The 16,199-nt window shown below is 71.7% G+C and carries 15 protein-coding genes; 8 read left to right on the top strand and 7 right to left on the bottom strand.

The window, feature by feature from the left end; translation table 11 throughout:
- Both GTY56_RS36530 and GTY56_RS36525 read left to right on the top strand, forming a co-directional pair.
- On the top strand, positions 1-297 hold a 297-nt coding region (locus GTY56_RS36530; protein WP_237525193.1), incomplete at its 5' end, for a peptidoglycan-binding protein.
- A 9-nt stretch (positions 298-306) separates the two neighbouring features.
- Entirely contained in the window at positions 307-795 is a 489-nt protein-coding gene (locus GTY56_RS36525; RefSeq protein ID WP_161369565.1) for a flavin reductase family protein, read from the top strand.
- A 247-nt stretch (positions 796-1,042) separates the two neighbouring features.
- On the opposite strand, the gene GTY56_RS36520 is transcribed toward GTY56_RS36525, so the two are convergent.
- The 4 genes from GTY56_RS36520 to GTY56_RS36505 form a co-directional block, all read right to left on the bottom strand.
- Complete coding sequence (locus GTY56_RS36520; RefSeq protein ID WP_346345663.1) at positions 1,043-3,433, bottom strand: SpoIIE family protein phosphatase; 2,391 nt, start codon at positions 3,431-3,433, stop codon at positions 1,043-1,045.
- Positions 3,434-3,538: 105 nt separating this feature from the next.
- Entirely contained in the window at positions 3,539-4,105 is a 567-nt protein-coding gene (locus tag GTY56_RS36515) for an antibiotic biosynthesis monooxygenase (RefSeq protein ID WP_161369563.1), read from the bottom strand.
- A gap of 43 nt (positions 4,106-4,148) precedes the next feature.
- Positions 4,149-4,529, bottom strand: coding sequence for a hypothetical protein (locus GTY56_RS36510; RefSeq protein WP_181361526.1), 381 nt, complete (start codon positions 4,527-4,529; stop codon positions 4,149-4,151).
- Between the two features lie 259 nt (positions 4,530-4,788).
- Positions 4,789-5,706 (bottom strand): SIS domain-containing protein, encoded by a 918-nt coding sequence (locus tag GTY56_RS36505; RefSeq protein WP_161369562.1) that lies wholly within the window; start codon positions 5,704-5,706, stop codon positions 4,789-4,791.
- A 156-nt stretch (positions 5,707-5,862) separates the two neighbouring features.
- Here GTY56_RS36505 and GTY56_RS40205 point away from each other — a divergent pair, with 156 nt between their 5' ends.
- A complete protein-coding gene (locus GTY56_RS40205) occupies positions 5,863-6,024 on the top strand; it encodes a hypothetical protein (protein WP_181361525.1) in 162 nt (53 codons plus the stop codon).
- A 69-nt stretch (positions 6,025-6,093) separates the two neighbouring features.
- The gene (locus tag GTY56_RS36500; protein WP_161369561.1) at positions 6,094-6,495 is read left to right on the top strand and encodes a DUF3662 domain-containing protein; all 402 of its coding nucleotides are present in this window, start codon (positions 6,094-6,096) and stop codon (positions 6,493-6,495) included.
- A gap of 92 nt (positions 6,496-6,587) precedes the next feature.
- Here the strand turns inward: GTY56_RS36500 and GTY56_RS36495 are convergent, their stop codons facing one another.
- The 3 genes from GTY56_RS36495 to GTY56_RS36485 all read right to left on the bottom strand — a co-directional run bounded on the left by GTY56_RS36495 (position 6,588) and on the right by GTY56_RS36485 (position 11,242).
- Positions 6,588-8,255 (bottom strand): phospholipid carrier-dependent glycosyltransferase, encoded by a 1,668-nt coding sequence (locus GTY56_RS36495; protein ID WP_161369560.1) that lies wholly within the window; start codon positions 8,253-8,255, stop codon positions 6,588-6,590.
- 37 nt (positions 8,256-8,292) lie between these two features.
- Positions 8,293-10,203, bottom strand: coding sequence for a phosphatase PAP2 family protein (locus GTY56_RS36490; RefSeq protein ID WP_161369559.1), 1,911 nt, complete (start codon positions 10,201-10,203; stop codon positions 8,293-8,295).
- 139 nt (positions 10,204-10,342) lie between these two features.
- Positions 10,343-11,242, bottom strand: coding sequence for a BadF/BadG/BcrA/BcrD ATPase family protein (locus GTY56_RS36485; protein WP_161369558.1), 900 nt, complete (start codon positions 11,240-11,242; stop codon positions 10,343-10,345).
- A 292-nt stretch (positions 11,243-11,534) separates the two neighbouring features.
- On the opposite strand from GTY56_RS36485, the gene GTY56_RS36480 reads away from it, so the two are divergent.
- From GTY56_RS36480 to GTY56_RS36465, 4 genes are all read left to right on the top strand, one after another.
- The gene (locus GTY56_RS36480; RefSeq protein WP_346345662.1) at positions 11,535-12,668 is read left to right on the top strand and encodes an ROK family protein; all 1,134 of its coding nucleotides are present in this window, start codon (positions 11,535-11,537) and stop codon (positions 12,666-12,668) included.
- Between the two features lie 274 nt (positions 12,669-12,942).
- Positions 12,943-14,271 (top strand): extracellular solute-binding protein, encoded by a 1,329-nt coding sequence (locus GTY56_RS36475; RefSeq protein ID WP_161369556.1) that lies wholly within the window; start codon positions 12,943-12,945, stop codon positions 14,269-14,271.
- 117 nt (positions 14,272-14,388) lie between these two features.
- On the top strand, positions 14,389-15,300 hold the full coding sequence (locus GTY56_RS36470; protein WP_161369555.1) for a carbohydrate ABC transporter permease: 912 nt from the start codon (positions 14,389-14,391) through the stop codon (positions 15,298-15,300).
- Entirely contained in the window at positions 15,297-16,199 is a 903-nt protein-coding gene (locus GTY56_RS36465) for a carbohydrate ABC transporter permease (RefSeq protein ID WP_161369554.1), read from the top strand. Before GTY56_RS36470 ends, GTY56_RS36465 begins: the two co-directional genes overlap by 4 nt.

Below are 16,199 nucleotides of genomic sequence, written 5' to 3'. Positions count from 1 at the left end.
TCCACCCCCGGCCCCACCCCGCCCGGCCCGGCCGCCCCCGCACCCGTGGACCCCGACGGCGCCGGCACCCTGCGCGAGGGAGCCAGCGGCCCTGAGGTGACCGAACTCCAGCAACGCCTCCTGCGCATCCCGGACGTCTACCGGGACGGCTCCACCAGCGGCCGCTACGACCCCACCCTCACCGCGGCGGTCGCCCGTTTCCAGCTCTGGTACGGCATCCGCGGTGACGAGACCGGCGTGTACGGCAACGACACCCGGGCCGCACTGGAGTCCCGCACACCGGCGGGGGCGAGCTGATGTGTGACGATGGCCGGCATGGACGAGTTCGTCGACCGGCTGAATCCCGAGATGTACGTGGTCACCGCGGCCGCGGGCGGTGAACGGGCGGGATGCCTGGTCGGGTTCGCCTCGCAGTGCTCGCTGCGGCCCGTGCGGTTCGTGGTGTGGCTGTCCGAGCTCAACCACACCTTCCGGGTGGCCCGGAACGCGGACGTCCTCGCCGTGCACCTGCTCGGCCGCGAACAGTACGGCCTCGCCGAGCTGTTCGGCGGGCACACGGGGGACCGGACGGACAAGTTCCAGGACGTCCGTCTGCGGGAGGCGTACGGGGGAGCCCTCGTCCTTGAGGACGCGCCCGCCTGGTTCGTCGGCCGGATCCTGACCCGTGCGGGCGGCGGCGACCACATCGGCTTCGTCCTCGACCCGGTCGAGTGGGGCGGGCACGAGGCGCACGACGGGCCGTTGCTGCGGCTTTCCGACGCCCTGACCATCGACCCGGGACACCCGGTCGACTGACGTCGCTCCCCTCCTGTCGAACGCCGGGCAAAGGGATGGGGAAAGCCGCACCACGGCGCGGGCAGCCGGCGTCAAGCTGGGCCGGGGCGACGCACGAGGCGCCCGAACCGCCGCGAACCGAAGGCCACGCCCATGAACGGCTCCCGCATCCCCGGCCTGGTGCTGCCCACCCTGTTCCTGCTGGCCCTGCTCGTGGGCCTGTGGTGGTACTGGCGTCACCGCGGTGACCTGTGAGCGCGGCGGACCCCTACCCGCCCCGAACTCCGGGAACCCGGACGTCCACCACGCACACGTCGTCCCGCCGCTCCTCCGGCAGCATCCGCGCCAGCAAAGGCCCCAGCGAGGCGGGCTCGTCACCGTGCGGAGCCGCCACCGCCTCGACGAGCTGCTCCAGACCCCGGTCGATGCTGTCCGGGGGATGCTCCACGAGGCCGTCGGTGTACAGGATGAGCCGGTCGCCCGGGTCGAGACGGCACTCCGCCTCCCGGTAGACCGGCGTGGCGGTCGCCCCGAGCAGCATGCCGTGGGGCCTGGGCAGATACCGCGCATCGCCGTCCCGCAGGAGCAGCGGCGGGGGATGTCCCGCCTGGGCCCAGACCAGGCGTCGGCGGCGCGGTTCGTAGCGGGCCAGCACCATCGTGGCGGTCGCGTGGGAGTCGCGTGAGTGCAGCAGCAGGGTGTTCAGCCGGGCGAGCGCGCCGGTCAGCGACGAGCCCGTGATGACCATGCCCTTCGCGGTGAACCGGAGCTGGGCCATCGTGGCCACCGCGTCGACGCCGTGCCCGGCGACATCGCCGACCACCAGCAGCGCGTCCCCGTCTGGCAGTTCGATGGCACTGAACCAGTCACCGCCGACGTGCACACCCGACTGGGCCGGAAGGTAGGCGACCTCGACGCGCAGCCCGGCCAGGTGCACGGGCCGGTTGGACATCGGCAGCAGCGCGTGCTGGAGCCGTGAGGCCAGGGTTCGCTCGGCCTGGAGCACGTCGTGCTGGGTCAGGATCGCCCGCTCGCTCTCGACCAGGGCCAGCTCGGCCCGCCGCCGGGCGGTCATGTCCTGCACGAAGCCGTGCACCTCGACGGGTGTTCCGTGCCGGTCGGCCACCGCCTCGGCCACCAGCCGCAGATGCCGGATGCCGCCGCTCGTCCGGATCCGGAACGGCACGTCGAACGGCCGCCCGCCGTGGACGAGTTCACCGATGGCACGCGTCAGCGCGGGCGTGTCCTCGGGCAGCGCGAGCCGCGGCACGTCGGGCAGACGCACCGGGCCGTGCGCCGGGTCCCGGCCGACGAGGGAGAACACCTGGGTCGACCAGGAGGCCTCCTGGGTGGCCAGGTTCCAGTTCGCCCAGCCGAGATTGCCCAGCCGCTGGAGGTCGGCCAGCCGCTGCTCCTGCCGGTCGGAGGAGCCGTGCCTGATCCAGGAGACGACGAGGGCGTCGCCCAGCGGGGCCACCCGCGCCGTGTACACGGACAGTTCGGCGACGCCCGCCACGACCTCCTCGTGCGCGAACGGCTCGCCCTCGTAGGCCTTCCCGGTGGCCAGCACGTGCAGGCAGCCCTGCCACAGCGGCTCGGCCGCCAGGGCGGGCCGCAGTTCCAGCAGCCGGCGCCCGGCCGGTTCCTCACCGGTCCGGTCCAGCAGATCACCCACCTGTGCGGTCGCGGCCTCCACCCGGAAGTCCTCGGTCTCGCCCGTCGCCGCCCGCAGCGGCGTGAGCAGCATGGCCGCGACCGGCAGCGCCTCGAACAGCGCCTGCACCGCGTCCGTGGTGGCGTCGGCGTCGCGCTCGGGCGGGAGGTCGAGGGCGCGCAGCCGGCCGGCGCACAGCCTGGTGGCGCCCCGCAGGTGGGTCCGGTCGCGCGGGGTGAACACCCCTGCCCGGCCGCGCAGCACGCCGATGCAGACCTCGGCCGGGCCCGCGGCGGCCACGGGCAGCCAGGCACGCGAGCGCCACCGGTGGGGAGGGTCGCCGATGAGCAGGTACTGCCGCTCGTCAGCTGCCAAGTCCTCCAGCCAGCGCGGCTCACCCGTCCGCAGTACGTCCAGCGCCGCCATGCCGCTCAGCGGCGGCACCTGGCCCCACTGGGCCGCCAGCCGGTCCTCGATGCCGGCGTGCCCGATCAGACCGAGCCCGCCGTCGGGCCGGCGTGCGTAGATCAGGACCGCGTCGGCTCCCATGTCGGGGCCGAGGTGCTCCAGCAGGCACCGGGCGAGGTCGTGCGGTGTCATCACCCGAACGAGGGCCCGGCCGAGGCGGGCCAGGGCGGCGGTGACATCGTCCGGCGCGTCCGACTCCTCCAGGGCCGCCTCCCCGGAGCCGGGTGCCTCGACGCCGGGGGCCTCGCCCGGCCTGCCCGGGGCGGGCGGAGCGGGAGCGAGGGTGCCCAGAGTGATCCAGCACTCCTCCAGCAGGGTGTGACGGGCGGCCTTGGCCCGCTGGAGCAGCAGTTCGCCCGCGGCGTCCGCGGGGCAACCGGTCAGCGCCATGACCGCGCCCTTGGCCCGTTCCATGACAGCAGCCGTGGCCGCCTGGTCGCGCAGCCGGTCCAGCTCGGCGCGCTGCCGGGCGACGATCTTGGTCAGTTCGACCAGGTCCGGTGCGGCACCGGGTTGCGGCACGGGCTCGCTCGTCACGCGTTGAGCATTGCACACCCGGCCGGATTCGAAGACCGGCCGGTGCGCAGGGACTGATCGCCCGACCCTGGCGCCCATCCGTCACGTGGCCTCGGCGGGCAGCGGTCAGCGGCCCTCGCGCGGATACAGCCACAGCCGCAGGAGCCGGCTCAGCCGCGGCATCACCAGATACGTCAGCACGGGCAGCAGCACCAGCGGGAAGACGGCCGCCCGCAGGGGCAGCGGCCAGCCGGTGGTGTGGGGCGTCACCAGCCACTGGACGAGCAGGGTGAAGGGGTAGGCGCCGAGGAAGGTCGTGAGGACCATCTTCCACCGGGGTGGGGACTGCACCGTGGTGCCCGGGAGGCTGAACCAGGTCTCCATCCCGGTCGTCGACTGGCGCTCGCTGCTGACCTCGGTGGCGACGTCCTCGATGCGCCGGTGCCAGTGCGCGCGTTCCTCGGACTCCAGCCAGGCGGCGAGCCGGTGCTGATCGGACCAGCGCAACACCGCGTGATAGCGGTGGCCGTCCTCGGGCGTCAGCCAGGAGACGCCCTCGTTGCCGGGAAACTGTCTGGCGCAGCGGGTGATGCCGTGCGTCCACTCCTCGAAGCGCTGCTCCCGGCCGGGGCGCACCTGCCAGGTCAGGACCGTGGTCACCGGCTCGCCGCGCCGGGCTGTGGTGGTGCTCATTCCCCCACGGGTGCCACGCGCGGCGCCGGTCATGCCCGGCGGGTCAGGGCTGGCGGTTCGCCTCCACCAGGGCCTGGGTCACCGCCCGGACGCTGCGCGCGATGTGCTGGAGCTGCATGACCTCGGCGGCGTACAGCTTGATCGTGTGCTCGATGACCCCCTCGTGCAGGCCGAGCCCGGGCAGGTCGGCGCGGGCGGTCTGAAGGGCGGTGCGGGCGACCCGGATCTCGTTCTGGACCTGGATCTGGGCGTGCCTGGCCAGGAGGACGGGGTGGCGGACGAACACGGGGTATCCGGCGTAACGCGAGGGCACCAGCTCGCGCAGCCACTTGGCCGCCGAACGCTCCCAGTCGTAGCTCCCGGGGGTCTTGACCTGGCAGGGCCAGTCGGGGCTGATGCGCGTGGTGGTCAGGTGCATGATCATCGCTTCCGGGTGTGCGGCGTCGTGAGGGTGGACGACGGGTCGGGGCGGCCCCGGCCTAGGGGATGACCGGGGCCGCCACGAACACCCGGGACGCCGGAGTGGGTAGGACCCGGCTCCACGGGTGCGGAACGGATCCGGAACTGCCGGGTCGCGATCCGTGAGCAGTATTTATATATGCCATCCGGTTTGCAAGAAGCATGAAAACATTCATGCGTGCTTTGTTGTGGATGGTCCCCATGTGTGGTCCACCGCGTGCCGCTCAGTCCCTGAGGAAGAACTGGTGCTGGTCGGCGAGCTGCTCGTACTCCTCCAGCCGCGCCTGCGTCCGCTCCGGGTCCGCGTCCGTCATCGCCTGGAGCAGCGCCGAGCACATCACGCCCGGCGCCGCGTAGGAGTCGAAGACCAGCCGCGACCCGGTCCCCAGGGCGAAGACGACGTCGGCCTCGTCCGCCAGCGGCCCGAGCGCCAGATCGGTGATCAGCGCGACCTTGAGCCCGGCACCCCGCGCGACCCGCACGGCGGTCAGCGTCTCCTGGGCGTGCCGGGGCAGGGAGAACGCCAGCACCCACGTACCACCCGCCTCACGCGACTGAAGCAGCGCGTCGTAGGCGACGCTGCCGCCCCGCGTCACGAGCCGTACGTCCGGATGGATCCGGCGGGCGGCGTAGGCGAAGTACTCGGCGAGGGAGACGGAGATGCGCAGCCCGAGGACGGTCAGGGGGGTGGACGAGGAGAGCTTGCGGCCGACGTCGATGACCACGTCCGGGTCGGCCAGGTCGCGCCGCAGGTTCTCCAGGTTCTCGATCTCGGCGTCGACCGCCGCTTGCAGTTCGTTGCCCCGTACCTCCTCGGCCGGGCCCACGGCCAGGGTGCCCAGCGCGATCGACTGGAGCTTCTCCCGCAGCGCCGGGTAACCGCTGAAGCCGACCGCCGAGGCGAACCGCGTCACCGAGGGCTGGCTGACGCCGGCCCGGTCCGCCAGATCCGTGATCGAAAGGAACGCGGCCTCGGTGATGTGCTCGATCAGGTACTGTGCGATGCGCCGCTGCCCCGGGGACAGCCGAGGACGGTCGAAGAGGGCCCTGAGCTGGGCGGACGGGGAGACCTCCGCTTCGGGGGCGGCCTTCCCCGAGGTGATCGCGGATGCCTGTGCGCGTGCCTGCTGCGGCGATGGCACCGGTGCGCCTCCTTCGTCTCCCAGGGACGTTCAACATAGCTCACGCACATGGTGACCAGGGCTTCTTCGGGCGGCATGAGCGGCCCGGCCGGGGGGTTACCCCTACGTCCGGCGGGAACCCGACGCCGCACACGACCCCCGAGAGGAGCCGCCGACATGACCGTCCCCGAGGAGAACCGTCCCAAGACGGAGACCACGGACGAACTGCTGGAACACCAGGACGACCACCGCTCCCGGCCGCCCGGCGCGACCGGCCGCACGATGCGCGAGGCCCTGGAAGAGGCCGAGGTGCGCCCCGACGACTACGACGACCGCTAGGGGGTGTCCATCCAGGACACCCGCGGCACCCCGACCGAATCGACGATGTTTCCGGCAGGTGAGACGGCAATGGGCGCGCTGAGTGCGCTGGAACAGACCCTGGAGAACCGCCTGGACGCGCTGTGGGCGCGGCTCCTCGACAAGGAACCCGTCGAGGTCCTCGACGCCCTGCGGCGCGCATGCGACGACAACGCCGTCGTGTGCCGTGAGGGCCGCGTCATGGTTCCCAACGCCTACGACGTGGAACTGTCCGACGACGTGCACGACCATCTGACCCGCACCGGCACCGACGTGGGCCAGGCCCTCACCGACAGCCTGTGCCGCCACGCGGAACGCCGCGGCTACGAGTTCGCCGGCCCGCTGGCGGTCCATGTGGCGAGGTGCCCCGACGTGCCCAACGGCCGCTACCGGGTGGCCGGCCGGGTCATGGAGCACGTGAGCGCGGACGGGTTCTTCTACGCGACGCACTGACACGCGACCCACTGGCGCGGGACGCACTGACACGCGACCCACTGGCGCGGGACGCACTGACACGCGAACCACTGACGTACGCGCGCGACCGCTCAACGGCGGCGGTACAGCGTGATCGAGTGCCCGACGTCCTCCACGGGGCGGCTGTCGCCGATCAGTTCGGCCAGCCGCCCCGTGGCCTTCGCGGCCGCCGAGTCCGACACGGCCAGCAGGCCCCGCACTTCAGGGACCGGCACCCGCCGGGGATCGAGGGCCTTGATGCCGTAGAAGGACGGCACACCACTGCCCTTGTAGACGAGCCACACCCGCTCACCCGGATACCGCTCGCGGAGCCGGTCCGCGAGCCGCCCGAGGTCCTGCCCCCAGTCGACGTTCGAGTCGTGCAGCCACTCCCGGGTCCTGCCCGGCCCCCCGAACGCCTCGTTGGAGTACGGCAGATAGTAGGGGTACGCCCGCACCGAACTGACGGCGGCGAACGCGACCAGAGCGGTCAGCCCCACCCGGACCCACCGCCGCCGCACCACGACCACGCACCCCGCCGCCACCGCGAGGAACAGCGGCAGGAACACCGCGTACCGCGTCCCGAAATCCCGTGCCCCCTGCATGGCCGCCACGAGCAGCACCAGGGGAACGGCCAGCACGCAGGGCGCGGCAGGCCGCAGCCGCCGGACCGCGACGAGGGCCGCGGCACCCGCGGCCCACAGCACGAGCATCCCCAGCGGCGTCTTCACCAGCAGCGCGGCCGGCAGGTAGTACCAGAGCGAGCCGTCGTACAGCTGCCCGAACAGAAATCCCTGCCACGGCCGGTTCTCCAGCCCGAACTGCACCCGCATCCCGTCCCGGTAGGCCTCCGGGAACGGCATCAGTTCCACCAGCAGCCCCCGCAGCCCGCGCACCACCGGCACGTGCTGATCCGGAGCCCAGCGCAGCCGCGGATCGACCGTCAGATACGTGACCCACACGACGGCGACCGCGATCAGGGCCACCCCACCGGCCGCCGCAACGGCCCGGCGCCGACTGCCGCCGGACGACCGCCGCACGGACACCGCGGTCAGCGCCACCAGCACCGGCACAGCGGGCAGCATGCTCATCTTCGTGGCCGGCGCGGCGCCCAGCGCCACTCCCGCGAGCGGCCCGTACAGCCACGGTCGCCGGCGGGCTCGCCACACCAGCCACGCCGAGGTCAGCACGAACCCGGCGGCCGGTACGTCCAGCGTGGCGAGTGAGCCGTGGGCGATGACGTCGGGGGAGAAGCAGTACAGCGCGAGGGCGGCCAACCCCGCGAGCGTACCGGCCACTTCACGGGCGAAGACGAACACCACCAGCCCGAACGACAGGGTCAGCGCGATCACCGGCAGGCGGGCCAGGAGCATCAGCCGCCAGGGATCGTTGCCCGACTCGTACAGCAGATGCCGGCCCGACCGCCCCTGGTCGCCGGCGAAGGCCGGGTCGAGGTGCGGATCCGCCAGGGCGACCCCTGCGCCGATGAGCAGTTTGCCGAGCGGCGGATGCTCGGGGTTGTGCCGCAGCCGGTGCTCGTGCAGGTACTGGGCGGCCGCAGCCACGTACACCGGTTCGTCGATCGTCGGGGTCTGCCGCACGGCGGTCGTGATCATTGCGAAGGCCATCTGCGCGAGCAGCACGGCCACGAGGAGCGGCACCGGCCACCGCCTGCCGGGCCGGTGCGCGCCGCCCGCCGGTGCCGGGGGCGGGAGCGGCACCGGCCGGGGAACGGCGGGAGCGATCCGGAGGGCCCTCATGGACCCAACTGTGCATCAGCCCCCGCCGTGGAAAGCGCTACCTCCGCACGAGTCGCACCGACAACCCGTCAGCCGTGTGGACGGGGACGGCCAGCAGCGTCTCGGAGTCCAGCTCGACCCGGTCGAACCGGCCGCGCAGCTGCGCGGCGGACAGGACGGGAAGGGTCGTCCCCGCGACCGGCGGCCGCTCGGGGTCGAGCCGCAGCGACAGCACGCTGCCCCGGCCGAGCAGGACCCGCCGGCTCACCGTGAGGGCGGGACCGTGGTTCCTGCGGAGCAGCAGCTCCAGCGTCGACTCGCCGTCCTGGACGTACGAGCCGCGCACCCGCAGCACCTTGTCCGCGCGCAGCGTGCCGCCGGTGACCCGGACGTCGCCCTCGCCCAGAGCGTTCCGCGACCCGGCGACCAGCATCCCGTCCTCGACGACGGTCCCGCCGTGATAGCGGTTGTGGCCCGTCAGGGTGAGCGTGCCCGAGCCGAGCTTGGTCAGACCGCCGTCGCCCTCGATGTCGTTGCGCCAGCTGTCGGCCGCGTGGAAGCCGCCGGCCGCCGCGTCCAGTGTCACGCTGACGTCCCGGTCGAACGCGCCGTAACCGTCCGCCGCGGCGAACAGGTTCAGCCGGCCCCACTGCTCGAAGCCGTCCAGCAGGACATAGCCGGAGGGCAGCGCGGTCGTCCGCAGCACCTCGCGCCGCTGGGCCGCGGTCAGGTACGGAAGGCGCGTCTCCAGCAGTACCTCCGCACCCTTCGGCACGGTGAGCGGGTCCTTGCGGCCGCGGCGCGGCAGGACGTACGTCAACCGGTGGCCGACCGAGCGGGCGTTGGCGTCGCGGTCGGCGTAGGCGTCCCCGGTGCCCGGGTGGGCGTAGTCGTACAGCGTGTCCGCCGTGGTGCCGGTGCGCTGCGTGAAGTAGGCGAGGGCCTGGGCGCGGGCCGCCGCCTTGAGCTCCGCGTTCGCCGGGTCGGCCAGGGTGGCCGCGGCCAGGGCGGTGGCCATGACCCGTCCGCCGATCACGTCGACGGGGGAGTGCATGCCGGCCACGATGCGGGTGTGGGCCAGCTCCAGGGCACGCGTCACCAGCTCCTGGAAGCGCTCGGGAACCGCGTACGCGTAGGCCAGCGACGCCAGGTGCAGGGCATTGGTGTGGCCACTGGGGAAACCGCCGTCGTCGGCGGGCTTGTCGCTGCGCTGGCGGAGCAGCTGCGGGGCGACGACGACCTTCGACTCGTACACCGGGAAGCCGAACTCGTCCGTCTCGCCGGTGTCGACGACCTCGCTGTCCTCGTTCATCCGCCACGGGCGCGGGTACTGGTAGGCGAACTTGGCCGGGTTGCTGGAGGCCCAGTTGCCGCGCAAGGTGTCCACCAGCCGGGCCACCAGGCCGAGTTCGGAGTCGTACGAGCCCGCGCCCAGTGCGGAGCCGGCCGGGGCGTCGGCGGGCACGGCATCGCTGATCTTGGCCGGTGGGGTGCCGTCCGGGGCGCTGGTGATCGAAGTGACCGCCTTGGCGCCCGTCTTGTAGAGCGCGGCGAGCGGGCCGAGGCCGCCGATCATGGAGTAGCTCTGGTGCTGGCGGTCGATGACGAAGGCCTCCTTGGCCTCCGCCTCGGTGCGGTCGGCGGTGATCCGCTCGCAGTACCGCACGTTGGCGCGCAGCACGTCCGGCATGAGCGGGACGCCGGTGTTCCAGGTGCCGGTCTTCCACACCTGGGCGAAACCCCCCAGAGCCCGGACGACCGCGTTCGTCTCGGGCGTGAGGTTCGCCAGGACGTTGGTCCTGTAGTCGTCGACGAACGCGGCGGGAGCTGTGGCGGCCTTGGCGTCCGCGGCGCCCAGCCACCCGACGAGGGTCGGCGCGGCGACCAGCGCGGCCGAGCCGCCCAGGGAGGTTCTGAGGAAACCCCTCCGGTTCAGGCTGGGGGAGTGGTGCCCGGCGGATGACGGCATGGGTGTGCCTCTCTTCAGTTCTGCGGCCGTGAGGCCGGGTGAAGTCGTGCGATCCTGCCTGATTCGATGGGCGGGCGGTGTCCCGACGACGAGGGTCCGGCGACCGGGACGTGGCCCGCGGGTGAACGCGTGGCCCGGCTCACCTGAGCGACCGCGCCAGCGCCACCGCGCCCTCGACCGGTGGTACGCGAAGGGGTCTGGCGCGGGCCGTGGGCAGCGTCTCGGCCAGGGCGACGGTGAACGCGTCGAACAGCTCGGGCTGGGACAGCACCGTGCCGCCCGCCACGACCACGTCGTCGACCACGACCCCGCGGTCGGCGAGCCGGGTGACCAGCGCGGCAAGCGCCCAGCCCGCCTCGTCGACGACGGTCCGGGCGAGCGCGGAGCCGTCGGCGGCCGCCGCGAAGACGGCGGGAGCGTGCCGGCCCCACTCGGCGGAGACGTGCGTGGCCCTCTCCAGAGCCGCGCCGAGCGCGGGGACTTCGGGCACGTCGAGCGCGGCGATGAGCCCGAGCGCGAGCGCGTCGGGCTGTTCACCGCGGTCGTGGGCCGCCCACACGGCCCGTGCCGCCTCCCGGACGAGTCCGGCGGCGCCGCCCTCGTCGCCGAGGACGGCGCCCCAGCCGCCCACCTGGACGGCGGTGCCGTCGGGCAGCCGCCCCACGGCCACCGAACCGGTGCCGGCGACCAGGCCGACACCCTTGTCCAGACCGGCCGCGGGGACGAGGAGCTGGGCGTCGCCCACCACCAGCGCGGGCGCGTCGAAGTGCAGCTGGAGCGCGGCGCGGATCTGCGCGCACTGGCGCGGGGTCTCGCAGGCGTGCCCGCCGACGGCCACGGCGGACGGGCGGGCACCTGCCGGAAGCGCGTCGGCGACCAGCGCGGCCAGCCACCCGGCGGCTGCCACCGGGTCGTGCGGCCGCCAGCCGCCGCTCGCACGGACGTGGTCGGCCACGAGGGTGTCGCCCGCGAGTGCGCGGAGATGCGTCTTGGTGCCGCCCACGTCGATACCGACCACGAGGGTCGCGATGTCCTGCACGGAACCCCTTTCGTCGTTGCACTGTGCTGCGACGGCGGGCGAACCGTGCCTGGGGGACGGGCAGTTGAGGACTCAGGAAGCCCCGGGACGGGCTTCTGGCGGAGCACGGCAGGCGAGTACCGTGAACTTCGTTAGGAAGTTAACTAACGAAGTACAGTGCGTCAAGAGGAATGCCTTCGCCGCGTCCCGAGGGGGACGACCCGAGACCATCCGAGACGACCCGAGACGATCCGGGACGGCCGGCCCGGGAGCGCGGCCCGTTACCCGTGTGGGGGAACTGTTGGAACCTGACGTGGCAAGAGCCCCCCGCCTGACCGAGAGCGCGGGCGCGGTGTTCGCCGTACTGGCCGGGGCCGGCCGGGCGACCCGGCCGCAGCTCGCGAGTCTCGCGGGCCTGTCGAAGCCGACGGTGTCCGCCGCCGTCGCGGAACTGGAGGGCGTCCGGCTCGCCGCCCACTCCGGCACGGCCTCCAGCGGCACCGGGCGCAACGCCGCGGTCTACCGTCTCGGGCCGGCCGCGGGGGCCGTGCTCGCCGTCGACCTGGGCCCCGCCCTCACCCGGGTCCGCGGCTGCGCCCTGGACGGCACGCTGCTCGCCGAGGCCACGGGCTCCCGGGCGGGTGCCGCCGACGTCGTGCGCGAGGCGCTCGGCGCGCTGCCCGCCGACGCCCCGCTGCGGACCATCGTCGTCGCCGTCGGTGACGTCACCGCGCCGCGCAAGGAGGGCGCCGGTATGCGTCCGGCGACCGCCAAGGCGGGCCCCGTCTTCGACGCCGTGGCCGTGGCGCTGCCGCCGGGCGTCCCCGTCCACCTGGAGAACAACGTCAACTGCGCCGCCCTCGCCGAGCTCCACGAAGGTGCCGCCCGGGGCCGGAACACCTTCGGCTACCTGCGCATCGGCGTCGGTATCGGTCTCGGCATCGTCGTCGGCGGCCAGGTGCTGAGCGGAGCGAACGGCGCGGCCGGTGAACTGGCCCGGCTGCCCTACCCGTGGGACGACGGCCGCGAACCCCGCCACGAGGCCCTGGAGGAGTACATCGGCGCGCGCTCCCTGCTGCGGCGTGCGGCCGAGGCCTGGCCCGACACCGACGGGCCGTGCCCCGATACCGCCGAGCAGCTCTTCGCCCTCGCCGGGCAGGGCCGTGCCGCCGCCCGCGCCGTCGTCGACCGCCACGCCGTGGACGTGGGGCGGCTCGCCGCCGCCGTGACCGCGGTGCTGGACCCGGGGCTGGTCGTGCTGGGGGGCAGCACCGGCGCGTACCCGCAGCTCCTGCCGGGTGTGCGGGCCGAGCTCGCCCGGCTGAGCTGGCCCACCGAGGTCGTCAGCAGCACGGTCGGTGATCTCGGCACCGTCGTGGGCGCCGCCCGGCTCGCGGTCCTGCGAGGAGTCCAAACCGTGACCGAGTCCGCGGGGGCGAAGGATTGACGGCCTCCGACTCGATCTGCCAATGTCCGGACAAGCGCTTTCTAAGTCGGCCGGGACGCCGACTCCGGGTGAGCCTCCCGCCCGTACGCGAAGTACGGCAGCCGCACGAGGGCGAGCTTGTGCGACGCCGGCCGTCATGGCCGGGGACACCACCCGACAAGGCGACGCGGCCGGGCGAGGCCGTGCCCCCGGAAAGCGAAATCTCCTTCACAATGCACCCGTGCCGCCTCGGCTGGCGCCGTGCTTCCTCCGCTACGACGAAAAGGGATCGAAGATGATCAGTGTGGGTGTGCGGCGCTCCCGCCGACTCGGCCGCGGCGGCATACGCCGTGTGGTTCCCCTCGCTGCCGTGGCCACGGCAGGTGCCCTGTTGCTCTCCGCCTGCGGCTCGGGTGGCGACTCGGGTGGGACGTCCAAGTCGCTGACGTTCTGGATCTCCACGGTTCCGGGGCAGGACGCGGGCTGGAAGAAGATGGTGTCGCAGTACAAGAAGGACACCGGCGTCACCGTCAAGCTCGTCAACATCCCCTACGACGGCTACCCGACGAAGCTGCACAACGCCGCGCAGGCGAACTCCCTGCCCGATGTGGCGGCGGTGCCGGCGCTGGACCCGATCTGGGCGAACAAGCTGATCGACCTCAGCTCCATCGCCAACAAGAAGAGCAACAAGATCAACCCCAACTTCATCGCCAAGGACTCGTCCGGGAAGGTGCTGTCCATCCCCTCGGACGTCACCGCGTCCGGCATGTTCATCAACAAGACCCTGTTCGAGAAGGCCGGCGTCTCCTTCCCGACCTCGCCCCAGAAGACCTGGACCTGGACCGAGTTCATCAAGGCGGCGAACAAGGTCCGCGAGAAGACCGGCGCCAAGTACTCACTGACCTTCGACCAGTCGCCGTCCCGGCTGCGCGCCATGGTCTACGAGATGGGCGGGAAGTACGTCCACGCGGACTCCTCCGGCAAGTTCTCGGTGGACGCGGCGACCAAGAAGGCCGTGAACACCTTCGTCGGATGGAACGACAACAAGACCATGCCGAAGTCGGTGTGGACCAGCGGCGCCGACCCGTCCGCCATGTTCCAGAGCGGTGACGTGGTCGCCTACTGGTCCGGCGTGTGGCAGGTCGCCGCCTTCTCCGAGAGCATCAAGAAGTTCGACTGGGCCAGCGTCCCGACTCCCGCCCAGCCGGTGCAGGCCAGCGACGTCAACAGCGGCGGCATGATGGTCGGCTTCAACAACAACGGTGACGCCGCCACCGCCACGCAGAAGTTCCTGTCCTGGATCTACGAGCCGGACAACTACCGCGTGCTGTGCGAGGCGTCCGGCTTCCTGCCGGTCGAGAACGGCCTGAACCCGAAGTACCCCTTCAAGTCCGAGGCGGCGCAGGCGGCGTTCAAGCTGTACAACGAGTCGATCCCGCTCTACGCCCCGATCTCCGGCTACTTCAACGGCGCGCAGACGCGGTGGGTGCTGAAGGGCAAGAGCCTCACCGAGGACCCGACCAAGACGGAACTCGGCAAGGCGATCAACGGCCAGCAGTCGCCCGACAAGGCCCTGGAGAACATCGTGGCCGGCTACAACCAGCAGGTCGGCGGCGGCTCGTAGGCCGACCGGTCCGGGCGGCGGTCTCCCGGCCCCGCCGCCCGGACCCGGGCGCCCACGTGATGCCGGGCTCACGGCGTGAGCCACAGCAACCCATTCCACCAGCACGGAGTCAGGAAGATGACAAAACGCGCCTCGGACGTGACCGTGAGCCCGCCCAGGAGACGCAGCAAGTACACCGTCGCGCCGCTCGTCCTCATCGCGGCCAACGTCGTGCTCTTCGCGTTGTTCTTCGTGTGGCCGGCGGTGATCGGGCTCGTCTACTCCTTCACGAACTACACGGGTGTGGGCGCGTTCCAGTTCGTCGGACTGGACAACTACAGCAGACTGTTCGGGGACTCCACCTTCTACGACGCGACGACCCGGACGCTGCTCTACACCGTCCTCTTCGTGCCGCTGAACTTCGTGTTCTCGCTGCTCATCGCCAACGTGCTGGTGAGCAAGCACGCCAAGGGCGTGTCGGTGGCCCGCATCTTCTTCTTCATCCCGTGGCTGCTGTCGCCCATCGTCGTGGGTGTCCTGTGGCGCTGGCTGTTCGGTGAGAACTTCGGACTGGTCAACTACCTCATCGAGAAGGCCGGCGGAAGCGCCGTTCCGTGGCAGTCGAACGCGGACCTGTCGCTGCTGGTCGTGGTGGTGGCGGCATCCTGGGCCTGGACGGGCTTCTCCATGCTGCTGTTCATCGCGGCGATCAAGAACGTACCGACGTCCTACTACGAGGCGGCCGCGCTCGACGGCGCCGGACCATGGCGCCAGTTCATCAGCATCACGCTGCCGAGCATCGCGCCGACGTCCTTCATCGTCATCCTGCTCAACACGATCCACGCGATGAAGGAATACCCGCTGTTCGCCTCCCTCAACAACGGCGGACCCGGGACATCGAACAACCTGCTGGTCCAGTACATCTACCAGACCGGCTTCAAATCGGGCCAGATCGGCTACGCGAGCGCCGCGTCGTTCGTGCTCATGCTCATCCTGATGGCCGTCGCGATCATCCAGCTGATCGTCAACCGGCGGGTGGAGAACCGATGACAACCACAGACACGCCGCGCAAGGCCGACTCCACGCCCGCACGGGCCGTTCCCGGGAAGCGGCCCGGCAGCGCGGCCAGTGGCGGGCTGCGGCGCGCGATCCCCGCGACGACACTCCTGTGGGTCCTGGCGGCCCTCTACGGCGTGCCGGTGCTGTGGTTCGTCCTCAGCTCCTTCAAGCCGGCCGGAGACCTGTTCTCCCTCCCGCTGACGCTGTTCCCGACGAACCCCACCGTGTCGGGTTACGAGGCGGCGTGGGACAGCGCCAACTTCTCCCAGTACTTCATCAACACCGCCATCGTGTGTGTGATCGCGACGATCCTCACGGTGGGAGTCAGCTGCTGCACCGGCTACGCGCTGGCCAAGTACGACAACAAGTGGCTCAAGGCCTTCTTCGTCGGCATCCTCGCCACCACGATGCTGCCGGGCGAGGTCATGCTCGCCCCGCTCTTCCTGGTGGTCCGCGACCTCGGTTTCTACAACTCGCTCGCGGGCATCGTCCTCCCGGCCGTGCTCACCGCGACCGGATGCTTCATGTTCCGCCAGTTCTTCCTGACGGTCCCCGACGAGCTCATCGAGGCCGCCCGCATCGACGGCGCGCGTGAGCTGTCGATCTTCCTGAGGATCATGGTGCCGATCTCCCGGCCCATCATGCTGACGCTGGCCATCCTGTCCTTCCAGTGGCGGTGGAACGACTACATCTGGCCGCTGCTGATGCTCAACGACCCCGAGAAGTTCACCGTGCAGATCGGCATCCAGAGCCTCGTCGGGGCGCAGAACATCAACTGGTCGGTGCTGCTGGGCGGTTCGGTCATCTCCATGATCCCGCTGATCGTGGTCTTCCTGGTGTTCCAGCGTTACGTCATGAACGCCGACATCAACGCCGGACTGAAGGACTGA

This window comes from Streptomyces sp. SID5643, assembly GCF_009872555.1.
Classification (GTDB): domain Bacteria; phylum Actinomycetota; class Actinomycetes; order Streptomycetales; family Streptomycetaceae; genus Streptomyces; species Streptomyces iakyrus.
The sequence above is the reverse complement of the archived record's forward strand: the minus strand, read 5'-3'. Positions and strand labels throughout refer to the sequence as shown.